Source organism: Methylovulum psychrotolerans (assembly GCF_002209385.1).
In the GTDB taxonomy this organism is placed as follows: Bacteria; Pseudomonadota; Gammaproteobacteria; order Methylococcales; family Methylomonadaceae; genus Methylovulum; species Methylovulum psychrotolerans.
Map to the genome: position 1 here is coordinate 619,575 of NZ_CP022129.1, position 23,499 is coordinate 643,073.

Sequence of the window (23,499 nt, forward strand, 5' to 3'; positions counted from 1 at the left end):
TGGTAAATTAAGCCACAAACAGCCACGGTGCCCGTTTGGCCCGCGCCGCTTCATAGGCGGCAATCGCATCGGCGTGCTGCAATGACAAGGCAATATCATCAAGGCCGTTCAGCAGACGGTATTTGCGGTTATCGTCAATATCAAAGCCAATCTTCAACCCTGAAGGCGTGGTGATTTGCTGAGCAGCCAAATCAATCAGCAAGCGATAGCCGCCGCTTATCTCTTGAAACAACCCGTCCACCGCCGCCGCCGGTAAAACGATAGGCAACACGCCATTTTTAAAGCAATTATTATAAAAAATATCGGCAAAACTAGGCGCGATAACCGCCCGGAAACCAAAATCCTCCAATGCCCACGGCGCATGTTCGCGCGATGAGCCGCAGCCAAAATTTTCCCGCGCCAACAGAACTTGCGCCCCTTGGTATTGCGGCAGGTTCAGGACAAAATCCTTGTTCAATGGCCGCTGGCTACAATCCATCTCCGGCTCACCGTGATCCAGATAACGCCATTCGTCAAACAGATAAGGGCCAAAGCCGGCGCGGCGTATCGACTTAAGAAATTGCTTGGGGATAATGGCATCGGTATCGACATTAGCGCGGTCCAGCGGCGCGACCAGACCGTTCAATAAGGTAAATGCTTGCATAGTAATATTACAGTAAATGAATTTATTTAAAACTAAACCGATCAAGACCGGCTGATTACCGAACCGAGCTTTTCCAAATCCTTGCCGATACCATGCATGGTATTGCAAGCGGACAAACCCAAAACGGCGATCAATAACAGCAGCAGCCTGTGCATAGCCTTAGCTCCGATTTATACGTCCAACCATTGACGGACATCAACAAAATGCCCCGCGATAGCGGCCGCCGCCGCCATCGCCGGACTCACCAAATGGGTACGCCCGCCATAACCTTGACGGCCTTCAAAATTGCGGTTGGAGGTCGACGCACAACGCTCACCCTCATCCAGACGGTCAGCATTCATCGCCAAACACATCGAACAACCCGGTTCACGCCACTCAAAACCTGCCGCCAAAAAGATTTTGTCCAAACCCTCCGCCTCGGCCTGCCGCTTGACCAACCCGGAACCCGGCACGACCATCGCCAGTTTAACCGTCGCCGCCTTTGTCCTGCCTTGGGCAACCGCCGCCGCCGCGCGTAAATCTTCAATACGCGAATTGGTGCAAGAACCGATAAAAACCTTATCTACAGCAATATCCGTAATCGCTTGCCCAGCGGACAAGCCCATATACTGCAAGGCGCGGACCATGCTTTGCTGCTTGACGGCATCGGCTTCCAAAGCAGGGTCAGGCACTTGCCCGTCCACCGCCACCACCAATTCCGGTGACGTGCCCCAAGTGACTTGCGGCAAAATAGCGGCGGCTTCCAATTCGACCACCTTATCGAACAGCGCATCCGCATCGGAATGCAAATCCCGCCAGAGACGCTCCGCCATAAACCAGTCACCACCTTTAGGGGCGTAAGGGCGGCCATAATAATAGTCAATCGTCGTGTCGTCGACTGCGACCAAACCTGCCCGCGCCCCCGCCTCTATGGCCATATTACAGACGGTCATCCGCCCCTCCATCGATAAGGCGCGGATCGCCTCGCCAGCAAATTCGATAGTATAGCCATTGCCTCCGGCCGTACCTATCTTACCGATAATAGCCAAAACAATATCCTTTGCCGTCACGCCAGGGCCTACCAAGCCGTTGACCTTAATCAGAAAGTTCTTCGCTTTCTTCTGTACCAAACATTGGGTCGCCAACACATGCTCGACTTCCGACGTACCGATGCCGAACGCCAACGCGCCTGATGCACCGTGCGTGGAGGTATGCGAGTCACCGCAGACCACGGTCATGCCCGGCAAAGTCGCACCTTGCTCAGGCCCTATGACATGGACAATACCCTGCCGGGCATCGTGCATAGTAAATTCGGTGATGCCAAACTCAGCACAATTACTGTCCAAGGTTTCCACTTGCAGGCGCGAAATAGGATCGGCAATGCCTTGATCGCGGTCGGTGGTCGGCACATTATGGTCGGCAACCGCCAAATTCCTGTCTGCCCGCCAAGGCTGGCGACCCGCCAGACGCAAACCTTCAAACGCTTGCGGCGACGTGACCTCATGCAGCAAATGACGGTCAATATAAATCAGCGCCGACCCGTCATCTTCCGTATAGACGACGTGATCTTCCCATAACTTGTCATAAAGTGTTTTACCCGGCATAACTGTTCCGAATGATGGTGCCGTAAACGGCGAGGTTAATAATAAAGGCGGCCTGCAACCAACCGCCGTACCCCTCCGCTCAGGGAGATGGGTGCGGCGGGCTGGCTATCTGCGGCTTTTAGGCCAAGATGGCGAAGACTTTTTGGGTAATTTCATCCACGGTACCCACACCCGTAATCGAACCGAAATGGACATCCTTACCTGAAGCCGAATAATAATTGACTAACGGCTTAGTCAGTTCATGATAAACGCCCAAACGTTTACGCACCGTTTCTTCTTTGTCATCATCGCGTTGGACTAGAGCCTCTCCGGTCACATCATCCAGTCCGGCCGTCTTAGGCGGATTGTATTCGATATGGTAAGTGCGGCCTGAGGCCAAATGCACCCGCCGCCCCGCCATCCGCTTAACGATTTCCTCATCCTCAACGACAATTTCAATCACCGTATCGATAATCACCCCCATCGCTTCCAACCCTTCCGCTTGGGCAATTGTGCGCGGAAAACCGTCTAACAGGAAGCCGTTGGCGCAATCGGCTTGGGCAATCCGTTCTTTAATCAGCCCCAAAATAATATTATCAGAGACCAGCCCACCCGCATCCATGACCTTTTTTGCCTCAACACCTAGCGGAGTTCCTGCACGCACCGCGGCCCTAAGCATATCTCCTGTGGAAATTTGCGGAATACCGTACTTTTCGGTAATAAACTGGGCTTGGGTGCCTTTGCCAGAACCAGGACTCCCTAACAGGATGATGCGCATGAAATAACTCCGTCGTGTTTTAATAGCTTGCTGAAAGATTAACCGCCCATAAAATCCTTATCGGCGGATAAAAGTATAACTCGATATTTTATAACACTTCTTAGTTAATCTCTTTTAAAAAATGTCAATTTCTCACTTTAAGACAAAATTAAGCGGCAAAAGGCATCCCGGCCGCCGATTATTCAGGCAAATAATGCGCTATAAGCACGGGCGGCAAGCTCCGGCTGCTGATCGAACAAGCCGCCGATGACGGCGAGTAAATCCGCCCCAGCGGCCAACAACGCCCCGCCATTGTCCGGTAAAATGCCGCCGATGGCGACAATAGGTATCTGCAACGCCTGCTTGGCGTGATATAAGCTATCAATACTGGCAGGTGCGGCCAGGGGCTTGGAGGCAGAAGGGAAAAACCGCCCAAAAGCCACATAAGACGCGCCTTGCCGCTGAGCCGCCACTGCCCTGTCAACGCTATTATAGCAAGATACGCCAATAATGGCGGCAGCCCCCAATTGTGCCCGCGCTTGGGCAATATCGCCGTCATCCCTACCCAAATGCACCCCATCGGCGGCAACGGCGACCGCCAGGCCTATATCGTCATTAATAAGCAACGGCACTTGATGCGCATGACAAAGTTGCACCAGAGCCGTCGCCGTCGCCAACGCGTCGGTGGGATGCTTATCACGGTACTGGACGACCGCAGCGCCGCCGCGAATCGCCGCCGCCACATCGTCAAGCAGGGTAGCGGCAGGTTGGCCGGTTTGGGTGATGGCATACAAGCCACGGCGGGGGAGCATCATACGTCGTCTTCCATCCAGAAAAAACGGTTAGGGTTATATTGGCCTTTGCCGGTCTGATACGCGGTATTTAATGAGTTCCAAGTATATTCCTGCGCTTCCAGCACCGCCTGTATGGGCGACAAGCCATGCGCCATCAGGGCGGCAATACTGGTCGCCAAGGTGCAACCGGAACCGTGGTAACTGGCCGGCAGGCGTTCCCAAGTATAAGTCTCCCAACAGCGCTCATCATGGAACAATTGGTTTTGGACGCTGGGCGTGGACTCATGCGTACCGGTAATCAGCACATACTCGCTGCCCGCCTCCAACAACGACAAACCGCACTCCGACAAATCTTCCAGATTAGCCAATTTACGCGCTTCTTCGCTATTAGGAGTCAGTACCGTGGTGCAGGGCAGCAGCAAGTCCACGACCGTGGCGATCAGGCGGTCATTGCTCAAATCCGCTCCGCCGCCCGCCGCCAACACCGGATCCAAAATAACCGGGATCTCCGGGTATTGCTTCAGAATGGCATAAATCGCCAACGCCGTTTCATGATGACCGATCAGGCCAATCTTAAAAGCGTTCACCGCCATGTCATCTAACAAGGTTTTTGCTTGGCTGATAATATTTTCCGACGATTGCGGTATCAGCCTTTTAACATTACGCGTATCCTGCTCAGTCAACGCGGTAATGACGCTGACCGCATGGCACTGGTGGCTGACCAGGGTTTCAATATCGGCTTGTATGCCGGCCCCGCCACTCGGATCATGACCGGAAAATGACAAGACTATAGGACGGGAAGGGTTCATTGCAATTCCTTAATACCAAAGCTCAGTTATAGCACACTATAATGTGCCTTATCTGACAAAAGCAACAGGCAAGCTTGGCCATAGCCCATCCTTATGGCAAAACAACGCCCACACCCGTACAGACCAGCCGTACCCGCAAGGCCGGACGGGTAATAATCCGTTGGGCAGTTCCGGGCGTCTCCTGAAACAGGGACTATTAACCTATAATAATAGTAAGGATAACTACTTCTGGCAAGTGAAATTCCCTATATTTTTAACACTCACCCCTTATAATAAGTCTTTTTTTAAAACTATAATGCCACACAATAAATCACTACCCCTTTCACACACTGAGGAAAAGCCATGGCCACCCATAAGTTTGCTTCCCGCTTAGTCGTACTGGATACCGAAACCACCGGGCTTAATCCGCAAGAAGGCCATCGGGTGATTGAAATAGGCTGTGTCGAGTTGGTCAACCGTCGGCTGACCGGTAGGCACTTCCACTATTATCTGAATCCTGACCGCAAAATTGATGACGGCGCCATCGCTGTCCACGGCATCACTAACGAATTCTTACAGGATAAGCCACGGTTTCCCGACATTGTTGAGGCATTTATCGCTTTTATTGAGGGTGCGGAGCTGATTATCCATAACGCACCGTTTGACGTAGGCTTTTTGAACCACGAACTGGCCTTGCTAAAAGGAGCGGGCAAAAGCAAACTGGATGCTTATTGCAAAGTGTTTGACACCTTAGCCTTTGCCAGAAAAAAACATCCAGGCCAACGCAACAGCTTAGATGCCCTGTGTAAGCGTTATAGCATAGACAATAGCCACCGCGAATTGCACGGGGCGTTATTGGACTCGGAAATTCTCGCCGACGTGTTCTTGCTGATGACCGGCGGACAAGCCTCATTATTGGACGAACCCGCCGCCAGCAGTTCCGCACACCTGCCGCAAAACGAGCGGCGCGTCGCCAGCGACCGTCCGCCCTTGGCTGTTATTGCGTGCAGTGATATAGAACAGGCCGAACATCAGCAACGGCTAGAAGCCATTACCAAGGCCAGCGGCCTTTGTCTTTGGCCACAAAAACAATAGGGGGCTAAAAACCTAATTTTAGCCCCCTACCCTTACTCCTGATGCGCCAAACGACTCTCACGGACAGCCCTTCTTGTTAAGGAAGGGCTACCGCACCACCAGATCATTCTGTCCGGCTTAAACCCGCCGGCCTTATTATCGGCTTATTCTTCCGCCTTTGGCTTAGCACGTCTGGAAGGTGAGCCGACACGTTTTTTGGTTTTATCGGTTTTTTTTGCCCCATCATCAGCATACCTGCCAGCACCCGCTTCCATTTTGGAAATGTTCAAAGGCTGACCGGCCACACGGACTTTACGCAAGTCCTGGATCAGCTCTTTCGGCATACCCGCAGGCAACTCGACCGTACTGTAATCTTCTTCGATTTTAATCCGTGCGATGTGCTTACCGTCAATACCCGCCTCGTTGGCAATCGCCCCGACGATATTGCCTGGCTTGACACCATGGGCATGGCCGACTTCGATGCGGAACACTTCCATTTCGATATCAGAGCCGCCAAAATCACGGCGCGGTGCGCGCTCACGGTCGCCCCTATCACCCCGGTCACGGTCTCTTCTAGGACGGTCTTCACGGTCGCTACGCATTGGCGCATCATCGCGCTCACGCGCTTTTTTCGGCAAGTTTTGCACTAACAACGGCGTATCGCCCTGTACCAACTTAGCCAAAGCGGCGGCAATCTCCAGCGCCGAGACATTATGTTCCTGCTGGTACTGCTCAACCAATTGGCTGAAAAAGCTCAACTCTTCCGCCGCCAAGGTATCGGTGATATTTTGCTTAAAGCGGGAAATACGCTTATTGTTAATGACTTCCGTAGACGGCAAGCCCATTTCCTCAACTTTTTGCTTAGTCGCCTTTTCAATGTTCAGCAACAATTTGCGCTCGCGCGGGGCGATAAACAAAATCGCATCCCCAGTACGGCCCGCACGGCCAGTACGGCCAATACGGTGGACGTAAGATTCGGTATCGTAAGGGATGTCATAATTGACGACATGGGTGATACGGTCAACGTCCAAACCCCGTGCTGCGACATCGGTGGCAATCAGAATGTCCAGCTTGCCGTTTTTCAGGTTATTGATCGCCCGCTCACGCAACGCTTGCGACATATCACCGTTAATCGCCGCCGCCGAATAGCCCCGCGCCTCCAATTTTTCCGCCAGCTCGACGGTCGCCGTCTTAGTCCTGACGAAAATAATCATGCCGTCGAAAGTCTCGACTTCCAAGATACGGGTCAAGGCATCTAATTTATGGATGCCGCTGACCACCCAATAGCGTTGGCGGATATTTTCCGCCGAAGCCGTCGTCACCTTAATCGTGACCTGTTCGGGCTCATACAGATATTCTTGGGCGATTTTGCGGATGACCGTCGGCATGGTGGCGGAAAACAGCGCGATTTGCCGCTCATCCGGGGTTTGTTCCAAAATCCATTCGACATCATCAATAAAGCCCATGCGCAACATCTCATCGGCCTCATCCAACACCAACGTAGTCAGGCCATCCAAATTCAATGTGCCTTTGCGCATGTGGTCCATCACACGGCCCGGCGTACCGACCACGACATGCGCACCGCGTTTTAATTGCCGCAACTGGGTACTGTAATCTTGCCCGCCATAAATCGGCAGGACATGAAATCCCTTTAAATGGGCGGCGTAACGTTGAAAAGCTTCGGCTACTTGGATAGCCAGTTCACGGGTCGGAGCTAACACCAGCACTTGCGGATCTTTTTGCTTAAGATCGATGCGCGATAAAATTGGCAACGCAAACGCAGCGGTTTTCCCGGTGCCTGTTTGTGCTTGTCCCAATACATCCTTTCCTGCGAGCATGTGTGGGATAACTTGTGCCTGAATCGGCGAAGGTGTTTCATAACCGACATCTTCCAGTGCCTTGAGCACCGATTCTGTCAGCGCCAAATCACGGAAAGAGGGTAATGTAGAAACATCATTGAGCATGGATTTACCTTGTTGGAATAGAGAAAGCGCGAATGCGCGGGGGAAATGTTTGTTTAATATGAGATTATATCTGATTGCGGCAAAAATTGCAGTAAATTGATAGTGATTTGACCGGATACAAATGCTAATCTTAGCCGTTTTACTGGCCACCCGCCTTTTTTACCTTAAAACACCCCATTCAGAACACAGACGATAAAAAAAACCGTTAAACAGATAAAAAACAAAACGCTACATAAAAACCCGCCTCCCAGCCCTAATGAAAAAGGTTGGGCGACGGCTCTATAAACAAGGGCTTAGGTAAAGCATGACAACGAAGCAACGTGCGCCAATAAACCTGACAGGCAACACCGCTTCAGCCAACGTTAAGCTACCCCTGCCATCATCAGCCCTCTAGTTACCCCATTATCCGTGTATAATGAACGGCATAGATAATAAAACCCCTTTCAGCACCAGGTGTCATGGCAGAAAAACCCACTAAAAACCGCGTCCGCTACGCAAACAAAAAGAAACCCAAAAAAAACCGCCCGCATTGGTTTAGACATCTTTTATTGGTCAGTTGCGCCGCCAGCGGCTTCGCCCTCATGAGCTACCTGACCTATCTCGACTACGACGTGCGCCAACAATTTGACGGCAAACGCTGGGCGGTGCCGGCGCGGGTCTACGCCGATCCGGTCGAGCTTTACCCAGGTTACAGCTTAACGGCGGAAAAACTGGAAGAATTGCTGCAAAATTTGCACTACCGCAAAGACCCGCGCCTATCGTTAGAAGGCTCTTACAGCCGGGACAAGCAGCAAGTCCGTATCAAAACGCGGCAATTCACCTTCTGGGACGATACCCAAAACAGCCAAAGCATCGTTGTCAGTTTTAACGAAACCGGCATAGAATCCATTTTGCCGTTGGCGACCGCCAGCGATAACGAAGAGCTGAAAGACATCCCCATCTTGCGCATGGATCCGGTGCAAATCGGTAACTTCTACCCCACCATCAAAGAAGACCGTATCCTGATTAAGCTCGAAGAAGCCCCGGACGCGCTCATTAAAGGCTTGCTGGCCTCGGAAGACCGTGACTTTTACAACCATTTCGGCGTATCGCCGCGCGGTGTCGCCAGAGCCATGTGGGTCAACCTGCGCACCGGCTACATGGTGCAGGGCGGCAGCACCATCACCCAACAATTGGCGAAAAATTTTTTCTTAACCTCCGAACGCAGCTTGCAACGCAAAGTCAGGGAAATCTTCATCTCCTTTATCCTAGAATACCGCTACCCTAAAAAAGCCATTCTGGAAGCCTATTTAAACGAAATTTACCTAGGCCAAGACGGCCCGAACAGCGTCAACGGCTTTGGCTTAGCCAGCGAATTTTACTTCGGCAACAGCCTAAAAGACCTGCCTCTGGATCAAGTGGCCTTGCTGGTCGCCCTAGTGCGCGGCCCCTCCGAATACGACCCGCGCCGCTATCCCGAACATGCCCTGCAACGGCGCAACCTCATCCTTGACGAAATGGCCGAGCAACAGTTCATCACCGAACGCCAAGCGATGGATGCCAAAGCCAAGCCTTTAAGCGTTATCCCGCGCAAACACCACACTAACAACCGCTATCCGGGTTTTTTGGATCTGGTCAAACGGCAATTAAGGGCCGCCTATCACGAGGAGGATCTTACCTCCGAAGGCCTGCAAATCTTCACCACCTTAGATACGCAAATCCAAGAAACCGCCGAGAAGACCGCCGCCGTTAAATTGCGCGAACTGGAAAAGCAACCCAAAGCCAATGACCTGCAAACAGCCATCGTCGTCACCCGCAAAGACAGCGGCGAAATTGTCGCCTTAGTCAGTGGCCGCGAAAACGCCGAAGGCGGTTTTAACCGCGCCCTTGATGCCGTGCGCCCCATCGGCTCATTAATCAAGCCCGCCATTTACCTGACCGCACTGGAAAACCCGAAAAAATACACCATCACCACCGCCATCAGCGACAGCACCATCGTCGTCCGCAGCCAAAGCGGCAGCGACTGGATACCGAAGAACTACGACCACCGCGAACATGGCAGCGTCCCGCTCCATAAAGCCCTGGCAAAGTCGTATAATCTCGCCACCGTCCGCATCGGCATGGATATCGGCATAGCCAAAACCGCCAAAACCTTAAAACAACTGGGGATCAATAAAGAAATCGACCTCTACCCGTCCATGCTCCTAGGCTCTTCCGGGCTGACTCCGCTAGATGTCACGCAAATGTACCAAACCATCGCGGGCGGCGGTTTTTTGACCCCCATCTCCACCATCCGCGCGGTCATTTCCACCGACGGCAAGCACCTGCAAAGCTATCCGTTTAACGTGAAGGAAACCGTCGACCCCGACGCGACCTATATCGTCAACACCATACTGCAAGAAGTCATGCGTGAAGGTACGGGCTCGCCCGCTTATAAAGTCTTCCCAAAGGATTACGGCCTGGCGGGCAAAACCGGCACGACTAACGATGCCAAAGACAGTTGGTTCGCGGGCTATACCGGCGACTTTCTGTCAGTGGTCTGGGTCGGCCGCGATGACAACAAACCGATAGGCCTGACTGGGGCGACCGGAGCATTACCCGTCTGGCTAGCTTTAATGCGGCAAATCTCCACCGAACCCGTGGTGCTGAACAAACCGGAAAATATCCGCATGGTCGCCGCCGATGCCTGCGGGCGGGGGCGCGAATACCCCTTTATCGCCGGCTCCGAACCGGCCCGGCGCACCTGTGAACGGGCCGCCCCAGAAGCCGCACCCGAAGAAGAAGAGGAACAGCCCTGGACCGAACAATTTGAACGCTTTATACCCGATTAAATAGCCTTGACATCCGAAACAGGCTGGCGTGACCCGCCAGCCAAAAAACGGGCGGCTAACCTAACGCCCGTGCCACTTTTTTTAACGAGAACCACCTAATGACGACCGCCTTTTTCCGCACCGCTATTATCGCCCTGAGCTTAGCCCTGCCCGCCGCCGCGTTTGCCGAAGCCAAGCCCGTAGAACAACTGAAAACCTTTTTGGCCAAAACCCGCTCGCTTACCGCCGACTTTAAACAAGTGCTGATCAACGAAGCGGGCAACCCCGCGCAAACCACTTACGGCGTGTTCTATCTGCAACGCCCCGGCAAATTCCGCTGGGATTACCAAAAACCCTTCCAACAACAAATCATCTCCACAGACGGCAAAGTCTGGTTTTACGACACCGACCTCGAACAAGTCACGGTAAAAAAACTGGGCGACTCGGTAGGCTCCACCCCTGCCTTGTTACTGAGCGGCGACATCGTCCTGGAAGACAACTACACCATGGAACAGCAAGGTGTGGACGGCGACCTGCAATGGATCAAGCTATTGCCGAAAAGTCAGGACAGCAGCTTCAAATACCTGACCATCGGCTTAGAAAAAGGCGACTTGAGCGGCATGGAATTGAGCGATAACTTCGGGCAACTGACCCGCATCTACTTCAGCAATATCAAGCACAACCCGACTATCAACCCGACCCTATTCAAATTTGAAGCCCCTAAAGGCGTTGACGTGTTTTCCGAATAAACCCCATGTTCGAACCTGCCCTGCAACCCCTAGCCGACCGTATGCGCCCACGCGTCTTGGGCGAATACATCGGCCAAGCGCATTTGCTCAAACCCGGCAAACCGCTGTATGAAGCGATTTTGTCCGGGCGTTTGCACTCGATGATTTTCTGGGGGCCACCCGGCACCGGCAAAACCACCCTCGCCCGCCTGATCGCCCAGCACTCCGATGCCGTGTTAATGCCGCTGTCAGCCGTGCTATCGGGCGTAAAAGACATCCGCGCCGCCGTTGACGAGGCTAAAAAACTCCAACACAGCCAAAACAAACGCACCGTGCTGTTTGTCGACGAAGTGCACCGCTTTAACAAAGCCCAACAAGATGCCTTCTTACCGCATGTCGAAGACGGCACCATCTACTTTGTCGGCGCGACCACCGAAAACCCTTCCTTCGCCCTCAACAACGCCTTGCTGTCCCGCGCCCGGGTTTACGTCCTCAACGCCCTCAGCAGCGACGACTTGCTACAGGTTTTAGCCCAAGCCCTCAGCGACCCCGAACGCGGCTTGGGCACACTCAATATCACCATGGATACCGCCGTCCGGCAACAATTTGCCCAAGCCGCCGACGGCGATGCCCGCCGCCTGCTCAACGTCTTAGAAATTGCCGCCGAACTGGCAGGCGCAGAGCAACGCCACGATATAGGCCCTGACATCGCCCAAGAAGTCCTATCCGGCGGAGTCCGCCGCTTCGACCAGCAGGGCGACGAGTTTTACAACCAAATATCCGCCCTGCACAAAGCCGTGCGCGGCAGCTCGCCGGATGGTGCCTTATATTGGCTGTGCCGCATGATTGACGGCGGCTGCGACCTTACTTACCTATCCCGGCGCATCGTCCGCATGGCCTCCGAAGACATCGGCAACGCCGACCCCCGCGCCTTACAAATCGCCATCAACGCCTGGGAAGCCCAAGAACGCCTAGGCAGCCCCGAAGGCGAACTGACCCTAGCCCAAGCCGTGGTCTACTTAGCCTGCGCCCCGAAAAGCAACGCCGTCTACAAAGCTTACCAACTCGCCATGCAAGATGCCCGACAACACGGCAGCTTGCCCGTTCCCGTCCACTTAAGAAACGCCCCCACCAAATTGATGAAAGCCTTGGACTACGGCAAAGCCTACCGCTACGCCCACAACGAACCCGAAGCCTACGCCGCCGGCGAACACTACTTCCCCGACGGACTGCCCGACACCCGCTACTACGAACCCGTCAACCGGGGCCTGGAAATAAAAATCAGCGAAAAGCTCAAGCACTTAAGGGAACTGGACAAGCAGGCAGGCAAGCTTTGATAAGTTGAGATAACAAAGGGCAAAAGATCAAGCTACAGGAGCTCTCACGGTAAGTCTTGTCGAACCATGAGAGGCCTTTGTGGCTTAGGAATGGGTAGGAAATAATGTAGGCAAACGTTAAAAGGTACGCGGCTTGGAGCGCGGGCATCTTGCCCGCAAGGGCGGGCAAGATGCCCGCGCTCCAAAAATGCTTATGCCGAGGTTATTTTATGCACGTTCCTAAGCAGTAGATTTAAGCCGTCAACCTCACTTAGGCAACAACGCCAACAACCGTTCCGCCTGCCCCGCCAGCACGCTTTTGGCATGGCCATAACGGGTAAAATACCCCAACACCCCACCATGTAACGGATCGGCATTCCGATACGTCGCCAAAGCCGCCAACCGCTGCCCCGTCACCGCATCCACCACTTCCGCCTCACTACTCGCCCCACCGTTAGCAAACGGCGGCACCATATAAAACTTTCCCACCTTAAACCAATACGGCGGCCTGTCAATCCCCGTAATCGCCAGCTTAACCCGTAGCACATAAGGGCCAGGCTCAGTCGTATAATGGAAGCGTTCGGAAAACGCATCAATCGCCGCCTCCCGGAATTCGGTCTTAATCTCCGTCACATCCTCCTCACTGACATCCTTATCCGACTTAGGCCCCGGCATATACACCGGCGCGTCCACCATAAACGCGACATATTTCGATAACGGTTGGGTCTTATAAACCAAATCACGGCCATTATCCTTAGTCGGCTGCAACTGCTCATAATGGCTTAAAAAACCCGTATGGGTGGTTTCTTGGGCAGCACAGGCAGAAAGCAACGCTACCGCTAATAGGGTTAAGGGACGTTGTAGCGGTAACGCGGATACAGAAAAAACAAGTCTCATGAGTAGGTGTTCCTGAGTGGGTAAGAGGGCTAACGCGAGAGTACCGGAAGCTGTGTCGCATTCGTGCGGGCTAAAGGCGTAGAATAAGCGATGATTGACAAATGGCCTAGGTAACTCTAAAGTCCTATCGGTATCTTCACAGCTAAGAAATAAATTTGGCATTTACCAGCAGGCCTTTGGGGCAGCTAAAATCAGTAAGGCCTTACTTACGCATTGATTTCATGCTGTTGTTTTAATAACCCATTGAGCGGCCTAGAACACCGGACACAAACGCAACGATTATCCCAAAACATCGCCATTCTGGCTAGGATTCAACAACAGGGGCAAAGTTGCCCTTTAACATAAAAAAGCCAAATCGCCTTACGGCTTAAATGCTTAACCCATTACTTTGGAGGCTATCATGCTAGCAAAACTGACCCGTAACAACCAACTCACTTTGCCGGAAGCCCTTATCATGTCAGTTGGCAACCCCGAATATTATGATATTGAAGTAAACGCCGGACGCATTATCCTAACCCCCGTCAAACCCCAACAGGCGGATACCGTCCGCAACAAAATAGAAGCCCTAGGCATCAATGAACAAGATGTAAACGATGCCATCCAATGGGCAAGACAAGAGCCGATATGAGCCACCGCATTGTTCTGGACACTAATTGCATCATTTCGGCATTATTGTTTTCCAAACAAAAACTGGCTTGGTTACGCCATAGCTGGCAAAACGACATCACGGCTTTAACCAGCAAAGACACCGCTGGCGAATTAGTTAGGGTATTGGCTTACCCTAAATTCAAACTCACCAAGCCCGAACAACAACTATTGTTAGATGAGTTTTTACCCTATACCGAAACAATCGCCATCACCACCCTCCCCGAAGGCTTACCCACTATTAGGGATCAAGCCGACCAAAAGTTCCTAGTGCTGGCGGTAATCGGACAAGCCGAAGCCTTAGTCACAGGCGACGCGGATATTCTGGAGATACAGGCTGACTTTCATACGCCGCCCATTATGACACTGGCTGAATTTAAGGCTTGGCTGGAAAAATAAATGGCGGTTATAACACGCCGAAAATAGAGCATTACCAATACCCATTAGCCATGAACGATCACAAAAATATTTTCTTAATTTATATTTTTAAAAATGTGAGAAATTACCTAGCTATTTGACAATATATCGCTAAAATTATTCAGTTTTTCTTCTAAGAAATGAAATAAGGCGTTTCAAACCAATTTTATGAGCAAAATATTAACTTTTATAGAAAAGGCGACCAAAGCAGACCGCTCCTATAAATCCTTCAAATACTGTTTTGAATCCATTGATGTCCCAACGCTTATTTACGACGACAAACAAGGGATAGTTTTTAGTTCCGATAAAAACGGTGAAACAGATAAAGGCTTAAAAACCTCCAAGTCACTCAAAGAACAAGCATTCAGAATTGCCCAACAAGAAGAACCGCTTTTTAAATATTTTTTAGATGGCTCCCGTCGTACTTATAAAATTGATGATATAGCTTACAGCAATGTAGTTTACCCCATTATCAGCGGACAAATAGGCGTTGCTTGCTGTGAACGGAGCAATAAGGATAGCTTCAAGCGCTTATTATTTGAGCATCAATTAGTTTTAGCCATGCCCACTCGTGCGAACTATTTAGATGATAATCATGAGCTTTTCTTTAATCAACGTATTAAAGAACTAAATGAGCTATCTTTTTTAAAAAAATTTGGCATTCAATTTAGTCGGCTCCTTGTTTATCAAGCAAGCATATTAAAAGAAGGTGAAAAATATGAAAACCGAGGTATAGCTAAAATTCAAGATGAAATGATCGAGGCCGAAAAACGCTTAGTTCATAAGCTGGTACAAGATAAAAAACTTAACCCATTTTCTTATTTAATCAAAGACGGTTCTTTGGAGTATATGAAAACGGGAGCCGTAGATTCTAAGGAGCTATCTAAATTTAAAACTAATTATAAATGCGTGATTGGAGCGTCTAAGTCTTTTAATCCAGAGCTTTGCAAAGATGGAAATAAAAAAAGCATTGCCCAAAAAATTGCAGAATTGCCCCTGTTCCATAGAACGCCCGCTTATAAATATACCGTTGAGAGAATACCTGGCGTTACATTCAGTGTTTGGTATCTGAGAATTAGAGAACAACATCAAACAGCCAGCCCATTTGACGGAGTGCTAAAAATTGAAAAAATTTTAGTTTCCGAGCAAGAAAACGAAGAAGGCTTAGATTCTGATGAAATAGACCGTATTAGTTGTCATATTATTAACGAGCGCAACCCCACCTGTTACGGTTCAGATAATCGCTGGGCAAATCACTTATATCCTATATTTTTAACTGAAAGTTTTATAAAAAGTCAGTATTTAAGTGATGTTTATTTTTTAAATTTGTTTTGAATAGAATTATGAACAAAATAATTGGCAAAATTGCCGCTACCGAAAAATCACCAACAACAATAGAAGAATTCTTTTTTTGGACAGATAAAGAGAGGGTGTTACATCCGTTCGATGTTGTAAAGGTTGATCATCTTAGAAACTCATTTACTTTTGGCGTAATCGAAGAAATATCTCATATTACGGATGCTGCAAGTTATTTAACCAGTTATGTTTCTAACGATTTTGGTGATGTTACACATGCCCCTAATATGCACCGTATTGGTATGAATTTTGTTAAGGCAAGGGTTGTTGGTAATACAAATAATATTTACAACCCCGTTTTAGATGGTCGCAATGTAAGTCTAGCAAGCATCAAAGAAATACAAACAGCACTAGGACTTGATAACATAAAAAATCCTTTGCCATGTGGTTACTTAGAGATGTACGAAAGCGAAGATAAGGTAACGTTACCTGTGCATTTTAATTCGCATTTCCTAATAGGCCCAGAAGGAGCGCATCTTAATATTTCTGGTATATCAGGACTGGCGGCAAAAACATCCTATGCTATGTTTTTATTAAAAGCAATTCAACAAAACTACTTAACTAACAAAGATATTGACAAAAATGAAAGCATCGCTTTTGTTCTTTTTAACGTAAAAGGGAGGGATTTATTAGCCATAGATGAACCTAACCAAGACTTAAATGGAGCAGATAAAGATATATATAAAATGCTAGGCGTAACCGCCGAGCCTTTTGAAAATGTGAAATATTTTTATCCGTATACAAAAAATCATCAAAGTGAACATGCTAATACCTATGCTCACCCAAAAGATGTTCTTTACCAAATCGATGAAAACAAGGCTCTAAAATACAAATATATTTATGAGCAAGACAAAGAAAGCTTGGAATTACTTTTTTCAAATATAGAAGATTCTACGGGAACAATGGACTCTATTGTAAACTATATTATTACCGAACAAGGTGAATTTAATGGGTTAAGATGTTGGAGTGATTTTAAGGATAAAATCAATGAATATTGTCAAAAACAATCGGGGAAAAACAGCGAAATTACCGCTAATAGCTGGCGAAAATTTAAACGGGTTGTAAATAAAGCTTTAAATAATGACTTCTTTGCTCCCCGCATAACAAAAGATTCTAATGAGACCCGACTTGAGGAAGCAATCGAAAATATTCAAAAAAATGATATTCTCGTAGTAGATATTGCTAAATTAAGTGAAGACATGCAGGCATTTGTTTTTGGTGATGTTATCAGAGCAATTTACGAATTAAAACTGGGGCAACTCAGTGATAGAGCTGATGAAGAAATACCTTCTAAAATTATCATTTTTGTTGATGAGTTGAATAAATACGCTTCAAGCGATGTTCCTAAAAACTCACCTATATTAAAACAAGTCTTAGATATTACAGAAAGAGGACGTTCGTTAGGCATTATTTTATTTTCTGCCGAACAATTTAAAAGTGCCATTCATGATCGGGTAAAAGGCAATTGCGCTACTCATGCTTATGGACGAACTAATGCAATAGAAATATCCAAAAGTGATTACCGATTTATACCTGGTGTTTATAAAGGCATGATGACTCGCTTGGAACAAGGTGAATATATTATCCAAAATCCAATTTTCAGATCCTTACTCAACATAAAATTCCCAAAACCCGTTTACAAACAATTTAAAAATGGATGAGTTAAACAAAACCGTTATTGGCAAAGATATTATTGAATCCCTGACTCTAGGAATGTATGAAGACGCAAGGATTATTTATCGCGAATACATACAAAACTCAGCAGATCAAATTGATAAAGCAGTAAAGATAGGCTCTTTAGAATCGATTACTGATGGTAATATCTGGATTGAAATAAATAAAGATAAGAGGCGTATTGTGATTGAAGACAATGCAACAGGTATTAGCTTTCAAGAGACTGCGGAAATTTTAAAAAATATCGCTCAATCCACTAAAAAAAGAGGAATTGACAAAGGCTTCAGAGGAATTGGCCGCTTAGGCGGTTTAGCTTATTGCGAAAAACTGATATTTGAAACGTCTTACAAAGGTGAATGCGTTAAAACCATTGTTGAATGGGATGCAAGAAAACTCAAGCTCATTATAAATGACAGAAAAAACAAAGAAACCGCATCAGAAGTAATTGATAACATAACGGAAATACATCAAGAATCCGAACAGCAAGAAAGCCATTATTTTAAAGTAACACTCAATAATGTATCCAATCCCTCATTACTGAATGTAATAGATATTAGAGATTATCTGGCTATGGTTGCCCCGACCAATATCCATCCAAGATTTACTCTACTTTCAAAAATAAGAGACTATGTTCGTACCAATAATATTGTCCTTGATGAATATAAAATATATGTAAATTCGGATGAACTATCTAAAGCATATACAACAAAAATTTATGAGCTATCTGGCAATGAGAAAAAAACGATAGATGAAATAAAAGATATAGTCTTTTTTGAAAAAAAGTCTGATCAGGACGGAAGCCTGCTACTTTGGGGGTGGTATGGAACATGGAGCTTTTCAAAACAAATTCCAGAGAAAGCCAATCTCGCAAGAGGAATTAGATTACGAAAGAGCAATATTCAAATTGGGGATGAGTATTGTCTTGTAAAGTTACATAGGGAACCTAGAGGGAATTTTTATTATTTTGGAGAAGTCCATGCCATTCATTCAGAATTAATTCCAAATGCGAGAAGAGATTATTTCTTAGAAAATGATTATTTAATGGAATTTGAAAATCACTTAAAAGAGTATTTCAAAAAACTTTACGGTGGCTATCATTTATCATCAAAAATAAGAAGTGCTCAAAGAGACATATCCAGATTAGCTGAAATTAATAGAACGATTAAAGAAAAAGAACAAAAAGGTTATGTTAGCCATGAAGAAAAAGCAACACTAGAAAAAGAAAGACAGGAGCAGCTAGATAAAGCAACAAAAGCAGAAATTAGCCTACAGAAATATTCTGAAAATTCAAGAGAAAATGAAGTAAATGAAAGAATATTTAATGAGCTTACAAAAGAAAATGTTGCATTAAAAAAAACCAGCACTTCATTGCCTGTAGATGCTCAATTATCAAAAAAATCAGAAAATGATGAACCTGTTTTAAAAAAAGAAAAAGTAAAAATTATATTTATTGACGACAATACGCTGCCAAGACAAAACAAAGAAGAAAGAAAACTTATTAAAAGAGTCTATGACGTAATATCAAAAAATATTCCTGATAAAGCGATGGTGGAAAATATCCGTTTAAAAATAATCGATGAGTTTAATAAAGGAAAATAATAGAAATGGCAGCTAAAAATATCCTATTAATCGAGCCTAAATATAAAAATAAATACCCCCCACTAGGATTAATGAAAATTGCCACATATCATAAAATGCTGGGAGATCAAGTAACTTTTTATAAAGGGGACTTAAAAGAGTTTGTTTTGGATATAGTTTGTGACAAATGTACTGAGCAATTACTTTGCATTGATCCGTCTATTCAATGGCTCAATAAAAGACTGCTGATAAAAGAATTTATAAAAAGAAAAAACAATCTATTATTAAACGACATTGAGCTTATAACGCTAGACAATGCACCTTTAATTAAAAACGCATTAATATACTTTAGAGAATATTTTTTAAAACAAAACTACAAAAATGAACCGTTATTTGATAGGGTTTATGTGACAACTCTTTTTACATTTGACTGGAAAGCCGTTATTGACGCTATTTTATTTGTTAAGCTACTAACTAAGGATGTTAGGGTAGGCGGCATTATGGCTTCTTTGCTACCGGATAAAATAGAAGCAACAACGGGTATTAAGCCTACGGTGGGCTTATTGGATAAACCAGGAATACTGGATGATAACGATATTGTTATTGATGATTTGCCATTAGATTATTCCATTCTTGATGAGATAGATTACAAATACCCCACAGATAGTGCTTACTTTGGCATGATGACTAAAGGCTGTACAAGAAAATGTCCATTTTGCTCTGTACCAAAATTAGAACCCGTTTATATCCCTAAATTGAAAAATAATAATAGATTTAGCAAGGTAAAAGAGCTATACGGCGATCAAAGAAATTTATTATTGATGGACAATAATATTTTAGCCTCTCCAAACTTGCCCGAAATTATACAAGAAATAAAAGACTTAGGATTTTATAAAGGAGCAATTTATATTGAGCCCAATCAATTAGATATTGCTATTACAAATTTAATCGCAGGGATTAATAACAAAGCTTATACAAGGCGTGCTTATAGGCTCATTCATGATTTATTTAAAAGAACAAGAAGCAAAAATAGGGAGATTTATTATTCTGCCCTAGCTGAACACAATCTTTTGCAGCCAGAAACCGCAACAAAAGAACAGTTAATATCTGTTTATCCAAAAATAAAAGACATTTATGAAAAATATCGATACAAACAACCAAAACAACGGTTTGTTGATTTTAACCAAGGAACAGATTGTCGCTATATTACGGAAGATATTGTAAAACTCATTAGCGAGATCCCTATTCGGCCATTACGAATAGCATTTGATTATTTCGGCTTAAAAGAACAGTATATAAAAGCAATAAAACTCGCAGCTAAATATGATATAAAAGAACTGTCTAATTATATTCTTTATAACTTTCACGATACTCCAGACGAACTCTATAAAAGACTAAAAATAAATCAAGAACTAAGTGCAGAATATAATTTGCATATTTACTCTTTCCCAATGAAATATGTCCCCTTAGAGCCTGGAGGCAGAGATCATATTGGTAAACATTGGAATCGAAAATTTATTAGAGCGATTCAATCAATTATTAATGTGACAAAAGGAATTGTCGCGCCATCAAGAAATACGACACAAGGAGATTTTTTTGAAACGGCTTTCGGAAAAAACTTAGAAGAATTCAATGAAATTTTATATATGCCAGAAAATTATATTGTTTATAGAAAGCTATTTGAAGAAGAGCTAGGTTATACAGAAGTTTGGAAAAATGATTTCAGGAATTTAAATGAACAAGAAATAGAAATTATTAAGCCAATTATAGAAGAAAATGACTTTAGCAGCCTTAAGCCATCAATTGACAATAAAAAAATACTAAGAGTATTGATGCACTATACAATATCTAAAGACATCGCCAACTCTATTGCAAGAAAGGATCAGAATTATGAACAGCTAAAAAAGCAAACTGACAAGCTGATAAAACAAGACAACTTATTAAATTTGACATTGACTTATGATTATTCGTAATTTCAAAAACTATTAAAGCTGCATAGTGGTATGAAATTGCCCCGTTTATAAGCCAGATCCATGACCCCCATCCCCGTCCTAGACCTAAAAAACCAACAAGTCGTCCATGCTAAACAAGGCGACCGGGCGCATTACCAGCCCATCCACTCCCCCCTCTGCCCCTCGGCGGATATTTTCGCCGTCCTAGAAGCCTTCTTAAGCTTGGCGGATTTCGATACCTTTTACATCGCCGATTTGGACGCGATTACCCATCAAGGCCATCATGATGCGTTGCTGACGCAGGTGCTGGCGGCTTTCCCGCAGCTAACATTTTGGGTGGATAAGGGCTATCAACACGCCCAAGACTTACCGCCTTATGGCAATTATCTGCCCGTGCTGGGCAGCGAGTCTTATACCGACGGCTCCCTTAGCGAGTTGGCGGCGTTTGGCGGGCGTTTTGTGTTGTCTTTGGATTATTCGCCGACGGGGCAGGCGTTGGGGGCGGCGGAACTGTTTGCAGGGGCGCAGTATTGGCCTGAGGACATTATTATTATGACCTTGGCGAAGGTGGGCAGCGACCAGGGGCCGGACATGGTGCGGCTTAAGGCGTTTTGTGACACTTATCCCAAGCACCGCTTTATTGCGGCGGGCGGGGTGCGCAATCTGGCCGATTTGCAGGCCTTAAGCGCGTTAGGGATCAAGCAGGCCTTGGTGGCGAGCGCCTTGCATTCGGGGGCGATTGGGCGGGAGGCTTTGCTGAGCTTAAATACGGACAGAACATAAGCGGCAACGGGCAGGAGACCTACGCCCCCTTTCCTTAAGGCAAAAAAATACCCCAGCGGACTGAGGTATTTTTAACATCCGTTAAACGAAAAAGCTTACGCTTCGTTGTTAACAGCGAATGGGTGTTTTGCGTCTTTTTTAGCAGCAACAACTTCAGCAGCGGTTGGTGAACCGTCTACAGCGCGTTTCAGAGCTTCTTTAGTTGCAGCGTAGTTGAAAGATTCAATTTTCGCGTCGTCTTCAGCCATCCAGTGGATGAATACACCAACAGAGATGAACAGGTCGTCAGCTTCGTCAGCTGGGATAGTGCCGTCTTCAACACAATCAGCAACAGCCATAGCAACAGCACGTTGTGCTGGGCCAAACATTTGTACGGCTTGTTTAGAACCTTTGATAGTGACTTTGTTGAACAAAATAGTCGCAGGTTTAACCATCAGGTTAGGAGCAACAACAGCCAACAGAGTAGAGAAACCGTCTTTGTTGTTAGTCAAAGCAGTTGCGAAAGCAGTTTCAGCAGCTGAACCTCTTGGGCCAATGATCAAGTCGATGTGAGCGATTTCGTTGCCGTCGCCAACTAATGATTCACCAACGCACAATTTAGTAATTTTTGCCATTTTTGTTTTTCCCCTGTGAAGAAAAAGGTTGAAAGGTTTAAGCGAATTTTGACACCGTCTGTGTCTTGTTATTTGTCTTTGAAAACAAATTCTTGATGGATAGAGTCATGCACACTCTTCCTGTAAAAGTACCGCCAGCAACGTTGCTACGGTCATATCTGCTGTGGTGCCCGGATTTATTCGTTGGGCTTTTAGTGCCGCATCCGTTTGGTAAAGCAAAGGCAACACCTGTTCAGGGTCTGGGGTTTCCAGCACCTGGGTGAGCCGCGCCATGGTTTGCCTAATCATCTGGGAATACTGGTTACCATATTTTCTTTCGATGTGGCTGTCAGGAAATTGGCTTAACATCGTTGTATAAACCACTACCGCTGACCAGCTTTTGCTTTTCCATACATTTTTACCATTATAGTAGGTTGGTAAGGCAAAATCAAAAATATCTTCATAAGCAGTAAGGTATTGCAGGGCTATGCGGTCTTTGCCGCTGGCAAGCTGCATGGCGGCTTTTAGGGTCACGGTCGCGCCAGTATGCACATCTTGTTGTTCGGCCTCACCTAATCCGCCGGGGGCGGCAAGGGCTATGGCCCGGAACACCCAATCGGCATCGCTGACCGTGGTGCTGTCCAACACTTGCCTAAGGGCATCACGCAGCCCCAGGCCTGTGTTGTTCAGCACCGCTTGCACTAAGGGAGCGGCTAAGAGGATGATTCCTAAATTGGTATTACAGCCCACGGCAGCGCGGGTGGCCTTCACGGCATAATAGATTTTCTCGCCTAAGCTGTAATCAGGGCAGCATAACGGCGCAGCACTGACCTCGGCACTGAGGCGAAAATCGGCGACAGTCATATCATGCCCATCCGCGTAGACACTGATATTGCCGGGCTTGAACGCCTGCAACTCAAGCTCACACGCTTGCCGGTAACACGCTGCCAAACGGGCGGGAGATAAAGTCATGGTTTAAGAAGAGGATTAAAACGTTGTGCCATTAAGGGAAATATACTTCAAACGGTCAAGTTTTCGGTTTTTTGGTAGGGTACGCTGTACCCTCAGGGGCATAAATGCGTACCTTTAAAAAATCATCATAAAATCAGTGCAAAAGGTACGCACAGCGTACCCTACAGTGAATTGTAAAAGCCGGAAACTTGGCCGTTCACAGTATAATTGGTTTTGT

At 46.8% G+C, this 23,499-nt stretch carries 21 protein-coding genes; 11 read left to right on the forward strand and 10 right to left on the reverse strand.

Annotation, left to right across the window (positions count from 1 at the left end):
* Positions 1–7 precede the first annotated feature (7 nt).
* The 6 genes from leuD to thiD all read right to left on the reverse strand — a co-directional run bounded on the left by leuD (position 8) and on the right by thiD (position 4,565).
* Positions 8–643: a 3-isopropylmalate dehydratase small subunit gene (gene leuD / locus CEK71_RS02560; RefSeq protein ID WP_088621478.1), complete on the reverse strand. Its 636-nt coding sequence runs from the start codon at positions 641–643 to the stop codon at positions 8–10.
* A 41-nt stretch (positions 644–684) separates the two neighbouring features.
* The gene (locus tag CEK71_RS02565; protein ID WP_088617918.1) at positions 685–798 is read right to left on the reverse strand and encodes an entericidin A/B family lipoprotein; all 114 of its coding nucleotides are present in this window, start codon (positions 796–798) and stop codon (positions 685–687) included.
* A 15-nt stretch (positions 799–813) separates the two neighbouring features.
* A complete protein-coding gene (leuC, locus tag CEK71_RS02570) occupies positions 814–2,226 on the reverse strand; it encodes a 3-isopropylmalate dehydratase large subunit (RefSeq protein ID WP_088617919.1) in 1,413 nt (470 codons plus the stop codon).
* A 118-nt stretch (positions 2,227–2,344) separates the two neighbouring features.
* Complete coding sequence (gene adk / locus CEK71_RS02575; protein WP_088617920.1) at positions 2,345–2,983, reverse strand: adenylate kinase; 639 nt, start codon at positions 2,981–2,983, stop codon at positions 2,345–2,347.
* A gap of 182 nt (positions 2,984–3,165) precedes the next feature.
* Positions 3,166–3,777, reverse strand: coding sequence for a thiamine phosphate synthase (gene thiE, locus CEK71_RS02580; RefSeq protein WP_088617921.1), 612 nt, complete (start codon positions 3,775–3,777; stop codon positions 3,166–3,168).
* Positions 3,774–4,565, reverse strand: coding sequence for a bifunctional hydroxymethylpyrimidine kinase/phosphomethylpyrimidine kinase (gene thiD, locus CEK71_RS02585; protein ID WP_088617922.1), 792 nt, complete (start codon positions 4,563–4,565; stop codon positions 3,774–3,776). Before thiD ends, thiE begins: the two co-directional genes overlap by 4 nt.
* Before the next feature lie 342 nt (positions 4,566–4,907).
* Between thiD and dnaQ the strand changes: the two genes are divergently transcribed.
* A complete protein-coding gene (dnaQ, locus tag CEK71_RS02590) occupies positions 4,908–5,639 on the forward strand; it encodes a DNA polymerase III subunit epsilon (RefSeq protein ID WP_088617923.1) in 732 nt (243 codons plus the stop codon).
* Between the two features lie 143 nt (positions 5,640–5,782).
* Here dnaQ and CEK71_RS02595 read toward each other — a convergent pair whose 3' ends face one another.
* Positions 5,783–7,582: a DEAD/DEAH box helicase gene (locus tag CEK71_RS02595; protein WP_088617924.1), complete on the reverse strand. Its 1,800-nt coding sequence runs from the start codon at positions 7,580–7,582 to the stop codon at positions 5,783–5,785.
* 458 nt (positions 7,583–8,040) lie between these two features.
* On the opposite strand from CEK71_RS02595, the gene mrcB reads away from it, so the two are divergent.
* From mrcB to CEK71_RS02610, 3 genes are all read left to right on the forward strand, one after another.
* Entirely contained in the window at positions 8,041–10,392 is a 2,352-nt protein-coding gene (gene mrcB, locus CEK71_RS02600; protein WP_088617925.1) for a penicillin-binding protein 1B, read from the forward strand.
* Between the two features lie 98 nt (positions 10,393–10,490).
* Positions 10,491–11,120: an outer membrane lipoprotein chaperone LolA gene (gene lolA / locus CEK71_RS02605; protein ID WP_088617926.1), complete on the forward strand. Its 630-nt coding sequence runs from the start codon at positions 10,491–10,493 to the stop codon at positions 11,118–11,120.
* 5 nt (positions 11,121–11,125) lie between these two features.
* Entirely contained in the window at positions 11,126–12,436 is a 1,311-nt protein-coding gene (locus CEK71_RS02610) for a replication-associated recombination protein A (protein WP_088617927.1), read from the forward strand.
* A 246-nt stretch (positions 12,437–12,682) separates the two neighbouring features.
* On the opposite strand, the gene CEK71_RS02615 is transcribed toward CEK71_RS02610, so the two are convergent.
* On the reverse strand, positions 12,683–13,312 hold the full coding sequence (locus tag CEK71_RS02615; RefSeq protein ID WP_157678939.1) for a DUF3313 domain-containing protein: 630 nt from the start codon (positions 13,310–13,312) through the stop codon (positions 12,683–12,685).
* A gap of 400 nt (positions 13,313–13,712) precedes the next feature.
* Between CEK71_RS02615 and CEK71_RS02620 the strand changes: the two genes are divergently transcribed.
* The 7 genes from CEK71_RS02620 to CEK71_RS02650 all read left to right on the forward strand — a co-directional run bounded on the left by CEK71_RS02620 (position 13,713) and on the right by CEK71_RS02650 (position 21,717).
* On the forward strand, positions 13,713–13,940 hold the full coding sequence (locus CEK71_RS02620; protein ID WP_088617929.1) for an AbrB family transcriptional regulator: 228 nt from the start codon (positions 13,713–13,715) through the stop codon (positions 13,938–13,940).
* Complete coding sequence (locus tag CEK71_RS02625) at positions 13,937–14,356, forward strand: putative toxin-antitoxin system toxin component, PIN family (protein ID WP_088617930.1); 420 nt, start codon at positions 13,937–13,939, stop codon at positions 14,354–14,356. Before CEK71_RS02620 ends, CEK71_RS02625 begins: the two co-directional genes overlap by 4 nt.
* Before the next feature lie 186 nt (positions 14,357–14,542).
* A complete protein-coding gene (locus CEK71_RS02630) occupies positions 14,543–15,709 on the forward strand; it encodes a hypothetical protein (RefSeq protein WP_088617931.1) in 1,167 nt (388 codons plus the stop codon).
* 8 nt (positions 15,710–15,717) lie between these two features.
* On the forward strand, positions 15,718–17,391 hold the full coding sequence (locus tag CEK71_RS02635) for an ATP-binding protein (RefSeq protein WP_088617932.1): 1,674 nt from the start codon (positions 15,718–15,720) through the stop codon (positions 17,389–17,391).
* The gene (locus CEK71_RS02640; protein WP_088617933.1) at positions 17,384–19,003 is read left to right on the forward strand and encodes an ATP-binding protein; all 1,620 of its coding nucleotides are present in this window, start codon (positions 17,384–17,386) and stop codon (positions 19,001–19,003) included. The genes CEK71_RS02635 and CEK71_RS02640 overlap by 8 nt, the downstream gene beginning before the upstream one ends.
* Before the next feature lie 5 nt (positions 19,004–19,008).
* On the forward strand, positions 19,009–20,955 hold the full coding sequence (locus tag CEK71_RS02645; protein WP_198328440.1) for a hypothetical protein: 1,947 nt from the start codon (positions 19,009–19,011) through the stop codon (positions 20,953–20,955).
* 60 nt (positions 20,956–21,015) lie between these two features.
* On the forward strand, positions 21,016–21,717 hold the full coding sequence (locus CEK71_RS02650; protein ID WP_088617934.1) for a HisA/HisF-related TIM barrel protein: 702 nt from the start codon (positions 21,016–21,018) through the stop codon (positions 21,715–21,717).
* A gap of 95 nt (positions 21,718–21,812) precedes the next feature.
* On the opposite strand, the gene fae is transcribed toward CEK71_RS02650, so the two are convergent.
* Both fae and CEK71_RS02660 read right to left on the reverse strand, forming a co-directional pair.
* Positions 21,813–22,331 (reverse strand): formaldehyde-activating enzyme, encoded by a 519-nt coding sequence (gene fae, locus CEK71_RS02655; protein WP_088617935.1) that lies wholly within the window; start codon positions 22,329–22,331, stop codon positions 21,813–21,815.
* A gap of 105 nt (positions 22,332–22,436) precedes the next feature.
* The gene (locus tag CEK71_RS02660) at positions 22,437–23,282 is read right to left on the reverse strand and encodes a triphosphoribosyl-dephospho-CoA synthase (RefSeq protein WP_088617936.1); all 846 of its coding nucleotides are present in this window, start codon (positions 23,280–23,282) and stop codon (positions 22,437–22,439) included.
* Positions 23,283–23,499 lie beyond the last annotated feature (217 nt).